Consider the following 4951-nt stretch of genomic DNA (forward strand, 5'->3'; position numbering starts at 1 on the left):
CCACCGCCCACACCCGCTGCCCCCGCCGAACCAGCACGGCCGCCGCCCCGCGAGGCGGGACGGCGGCCGTTTCGCCTGTGTGCGGCTCAGTAGGACGGCAGCGACGGGTCCACCGTGTTGACCCAGGAGACGATGCCACCCTGCACGTGCACGGCGTCCTTGAACCCCGCCGCCTTGAGGGCCGCGAGCGCCTCCGCCGAGCGCACGCCCGACTTGCAGTGCAGCACGATCTGCCGGTCCTGCGGGAAGCGGGCGAGCGCCGCGCCCGACAGGATGTCGCCCTTGGGGATCAGGGTCGCGCCCGGGATGCTGACGATCTCATACTCCGCGGGCTCGCGGACGTCGACCAGGAACACGTCCTTGCCCGCGTCCTGCATGTCCTTGAGCTCGCGCGCGGTGATCGTCGCGTTCAGGGTCGCCTCCTGCGCCTCCTCGGAGACGGCGCCGCAGAAGTCCTCGTAGTCCTCGAGCAGGTCGGTGACCGTCGGGTTCTCGCCGCAGAGCGCGCACGCCGGGTCCTTGCGGACCCGGACCTTGCGGTACTCCATCTCCAGGGCGTCGTAGACCATCAGCTTGCCGACCAGCGGCTCGCCGATGCCCGTGATCAGCTTGATCGCCTCGTTGACCTGGATCGAGCCGATCGACGCGCAGAGCACGCCGAGGACGCCGCCCTCGGCGCAGGACGGGACCATGCCGGGCGGCGGCGGCTCCGGGTAGAGGCAGCGGTAGCAGGGGCCGTGCTCCTCCCAGAACACGGACGCCTGGCCGTCGAAGCGGTAGATCGAACCCCAGACATACGGCTTGCCGAGCAGCACCGCGGCGTCGTTGACCAGGTAGCGGGTCGCGAAGTTGTCGGTGCCGTCGACGATCAGGTCGTATTGGCTGAAGATCTCCTTGACGTTGTCGCGGTCCAGCGCGGTGTTGTGGATGACCACATTCACCAGCGGGTTGATCTCCCGGATGCTGGCCGCGGCGGACTCGGCCTTTGGCCGGCCCACGTCGGAGACGCCGTGGATGACCTGGCGCTGAAGGTTGGACTCGTCGACGGTGTCGAAGTCGACGATGCCGAGCGTGCCGACGCCGGCCGCGGCCAGGTAGAGCAGCGCGGGAGACCCGAGACCACCCGCGCCGACGGCCAGGACCTTGGCGTTCTTCAGCCGCTTCTGCCCGTCCATCCCGACGTCGGGGATGATCAGGTGACGCGAGTAGCGACGGATCTCGTCGATGCTCAGCTCGGCGGCCGGCTCGACGAGCGGGGGCAGTGACACGGTGAACTCCCCGGGATCGACGGTAGGTGCGCCACCCATTCTTGCTCCTCCGGCGGCGGAGCCGGACATGACGTGCGACACCGGCCCGACATGCGGGATGGGGAATCAACGATCACTCGACGGGGTTGCCCGCGTACCGCCTGCCGTCGAGGTACGGCCAGGAGTTGGCGACGCAGCCCTTGAGGCCGTAGGTCTGCTGCATCATCACCGGCGCGGGCTCGCCCCGGCCGGCGCAGGCCTCGTGGCCGTGGCCCAGCTGGTGGCCGACCTCGTGGTTGATCGCGTACGCCCGGTAGGTCCCGAGCGGTGCGCCGTAGTCCGGCACCGAGCCCTGCCAGCGATCATGGTTGATGATCACCTGGCCGGGCAGCCGGCACGAGGTGAACCCCCTGGTGTGCAGGCCGCCGCGGGCGCACATCCGCTCGGAGGTCCCGGCCGAGGCCAGGAAGATCGTGAACTCGGCGTCGGCCGGCCCCGGCACCCGCTGCAGCCGGAACTGCCGCCCGGCGGTCCAGCTGCGCGGATCGCCGAGGATCCGGTCGACCTCGCCGGCGAAGTCCCCGCCGTCGCCCTCGCCGAGATTCCGCTCGACCGCGACCCTGAAGCGCCGCAGCGGGCCGGCCGCGCCGAGCACCGGGCCCGGGCCCGGGGCGTAGACGAACCCGCCGGCGGCGGCCGCGGCACCGGCCGGCACCTCGTCGACGGCGTCGGGCGGCGCGGCGGGAGCCGGGGACGGCGCCACGGATGCGGGTGTCGCCGCCGACGCGGCAGCGCCGCCGGCGGGTGTCGCGGCCGGCGCGGTGGCGCGGCCGGGCGTGGGGTCGTCGCTGGCGGGGACCGCGATCGGCGCGGCACCGTTGCCGGTGGCCGGGTCGTCGCCGCCGTCAGTGCGCATGATCCCACCTACCACGAGGGCGGCGACCGCGACGACCAACAGCTGCGGCACGGCCGCGGAGCGACGCTCGCGTCTGCGCTGGTGGCGGTAGCGGGGCGTGTAATGCGCCACCGCCCGCGCGGACACTGCCCGATCCGCTGAACCCCTCGCCACCTCTGCCATTGCCACCGCCAGCGTGCCAGAGGCGGCGGTGGCCCACCGGGGTTTCCCGGAGTCCGCCCGCGGTCAGAGGCCCGGACCGGCGAACCGGCGGGCACCCCGCAGCGGCCACGCGTACGGCACGCAGCCGCGCAGCATCAGCGTCTGCTGCACCATCACCGGCGCCGGCCCGCCGCGCTTCGGGCAGCCCTGGTGGCTCTGGCCCAACTCGTGGCCGACCTCGTGGTTCACCACGTAGTCCCGGTACACCGCGAGCGGCACCCGGGCCGCGACGTAGGGCCGCGACGACAGCCGCCAGCGGTCCAGGTTGATGATCGCCTTGCCGGTCACCCGGCACGACGTGTAGGGCCGCCCGCCGACCGTGATGTTGGTGCCGCCCCGGCGGCACATCCGCCCGGCGGTGTCCCGGGTGGCGAGGTACACCGTGAAGCTCGCCGCCTCGTCGCCGGCCACCCGCTGCAACCGCAGCCGCCCGTCGCCGGTCCAGCTCCGCCGGTCACCCAGCGTCGCCTCCACCTGCGCCGCGAAGTCGGCCGGGTCCTCGTTGCTGCCCTGCTCCACCGCGACCCGGAAGCGCCGCAGCGGCCCCTTCCTCCCCAGCACCGGGCCGCGGCCCGGCGCGTACGCGAACCGGCCCGTGCCCCGCGCGGGCACCCGGCCCGGCAGGATGAGCCGGTTCGGCGGCGGCGCCGCGGAGGTGGGCGGCGCGGGCGACGGCGAGGCCGAGGCGGACGCGGACGGCGCCGGCGGCGCCGCGGACGGGGTGAGTGCCGCGACGGGGTCGACCAGGGGCCCGGACGGCAGGAACACCGGGAGGAGCATCCCGGCGGCCAGCAGCACGGCCGCGATGACCAGGCCCGCGAGCCACCAACGGCGCCGTCGATCGCTTCCGTTTCCGGGCGCGACGGGGGTACGGGAACCGATCATTGGGAACCAGCGTGCCACAGCGGGTCAGCCGCCGCCTTCCCACCGATCTTCCGGGCGACGTACGTCACCCAGGCCCGGGAGACCCATTGATCATCGCCTCGGCTCCCGCGGAACCGACGTCCTCGATCATCCCGATGACACCCCGCGCGACCAGGCGCGGAACCTCCATCTGGGCGACGTGGCCGACGCCGGGCAGGATCAGCAGCCGGCTGTCCGGTATCACCTTGGCGACCTGCACCGGCACCCGAGGATCGACCAGTTCGTCCCGGAGGCCGCCGATCACCAGGGTGGGCGCGGTGATCCGCGCGGCCAGCCGCCACTGCGAATTCACCCCCGGCAGGTACGCCCGGAGGAAGCTGGACACCAGCCCGCGCAGCGTCCCGAGGTAGGCCCGCGGATAGTGCTCGACGGTGTGCCGGAGCTTGATCTCCTCGATCGCCTCGACGCGGCGCTGCGGATTCACCTTCCCGGTGTCGCCGAAGCAGGCGAGCAGCACCTGCTCGGCGAGCTGCTCCGGGGTCATCCGGGCCATGCCCCAGGCGAAGAGCCGTTCGCCGCGCGGCAGGGCGAGCAGCGGCAGCATCGGGCCCTGCGCGGTGCGCCGGGGGTCGAGGAACGGCATGGCCGGCGAGATCAGCGTCAGGGTCCTGACCAGGTCGGGGCGCAGGGCGGCCACGCGTACGGAGATGGAGCCGCCGAGCGAGTTGCCGACCAGGTGGACCGGGCCGCGCCCGGCGTAATCCAGGTAGCCGATGAGCCGGTCGGCGAAGGCCGCGATGGAGTAGCGCGGGCTCGGGTCGCTGTAGCCGAAGCCGGGCAGGTCGACGGCCTGCGCGTCGAACCGGGCGGCGAGCAGCCCGGCGAAGTCCGTCCAGTTCTGCGAGGAGCCGCCCAGCCCGTGCACGTAGACGGCGGGCTCCGCGCCGGGCGCGGTGGACGGGGTGTCGCGGACGTGCAGCATGGCCCCGTCGATCACGACCCGGCGGGCCGGCCACGGCGGGGGCACGGCGCCGTCGGGCGGCAGCGCGTCGTCCGCCGCGAGGATCGCACCCTTCATCAGGACAACAGTGCCTCAAGGCGGCGGTTGATCGCAGCGAGAGTGGCACGAACCATGGCCTGCCGGTCGTCGCCGGTGATCACCGCCGACCCGGAGAGCTGCTCGACCCAGCCGCCGACCGAGAGCAGCAGCACGACGACTGCGACCTGCGTCGGCCCGAACGGCACGCACGCGGCGTGCTCGACGAAGCACTTCGCCGGGCCGTCGGCGTGGTCCGAGTGGGTGAGCAACTCGTCGACCGCGCTGGCGGTGGCCATCGCGCAGAGCCGCAGCAGGTAACCGTCGGTGGCGGGGCCGGTGGCCTCGCCGGAGGTGACCAGGCCGTTGACGACCAGCCGGACCTCGACGGTCGCCTCGGTGCCGAACGTGTTGACCTGCACGCTCTCGATCATCACGCGGGGGCCGGGGTGCTCGCCCGGGTCCAGCGGACGCGGCGCGGGCGGCTCGGAGCCGCCCGCCATCGGCGCCATGAACCCGGCGGTGGGGCCGGGGCCGAAGCCCGAGCCGGGCGGCGGCCGGCCGGCCGGGTTGGGCTGGCTGGGCACGAACGGGGTGACCGGGGCGCTCGGCGCGACGACCCGAGCGGCAGGCGGCGCGGAGGCCTGGGCCGCCGGCGCCGAGGTCCGGGCCGGCGGCGGGGCGGAC

At 74.0% G+C, this 4951-nt stretch carries 4 protein-coding genes and 1 pseudogene; all 5 read right to left on the reverse strand.

The genetic code is table 11. From position 1 onward, the window contains the following. Nucleotides 1-86 precede the first annotated feature (86 nt). Nucleotides 87-1307, reverse strand: coding sequence for an adenylyltransferase/sulfurtransferase MoeZ (moeZ, locus tag AB0F10_RS44140; RefSeq protein WP_360640286.1), 1221 nt, complete (start codon nucleotides 1305-1307; stop codon nucleotides 87-89). A gap of 73 nt (nucleotides 1308-1380) precedes the next feature. Next, on the reverse strand, nucleotides 1381-2163 hold the full coding sequence (locus AB0F10_RS44145; protein ID WP_360640289.1) for a DUF3152 domain-containing protein: 783 nt from the start codon (nucleotides 2161-2163) through the stop codon (nucleotides 1381-1383). Nucleotides 2164-2388: 225 nt separating this feature from the next. After that, nucleotides 2389-3249 carry a DUF3152 domain-containing protein gene (locus AB0F10_RS44150; protein ID WP_360640292.1) on the reverse strand — a complete coding sequence of 287 codons (861 nt, stop codon included), beginning with the start codon at nucleotides 3247-3249 and terminating at the stop codon, nucleotides 2389-2391. Between the two features lie 64 nt (nucleotides 3250-3313). Further along, complete coding sequence (locus AB0F10_RS44155) at nucleotides 3314-4306, reverse strand: alpha/beta hydrolase (RefSeq protein ID WP_360640295.1); 993 nt, start codon at nucleotides 4304-4306, stop codon at nucleotides 3314-3316. Further along, nucleotides 4306-4951 (reverse strand): annotated as a pseudogene (locus AB0F10_RS44160) (Daple); the annotation flags it as partial. The gene AB0F10_RS44155 and the pseudogene AB0F10_RS44160, both read right to left, overlap by 1 nt.

The organism is Actinoplanes sp. NPDC026623, assembly GCF_040638275.1.
In the GTDB taxonomy this organism is placed as follows: domain Bacteria; phylum Actinomycetota; class Actinomycetes; order Mycobacteriales; family Micromonosporaceae; genus Actinoplanes.

What these genes read in the sequence shown, in the direction of transcription:
- moeZ (WP_360640286.1), bottom strand. Translation starts at nt 1,307, where the DNA reads ATGGGTGGCGCACCTACCGTCGATCCCGGGGAGTTCACCGTGTCACTG.
- AB0F10_RS44145 (WP_360640289.1), bottom strand. Translation starts at nt 2,163, where the DNA reads ATGCGCACTGACGGCGGCGACGACCCGGCCACCGGCAACGGTGCCGCG.
- AB0F10_RS44150 (WP_360640292.1), bottom strand. Translation starts at nt 3,249, where the DNA reads ATGATCGGTTCCCGTACCCCCGTCGCGCCCGGAAACGGAAGCGATCGA.
- AB0F10_RS44155 (WP_360640295.1), bottom strand. Translation starts at nt 4,306, where the DNA reads ATGAAGGGTGCGATCCTCGCGGCGGACGACGCGCTGCCGCCCGACGGC.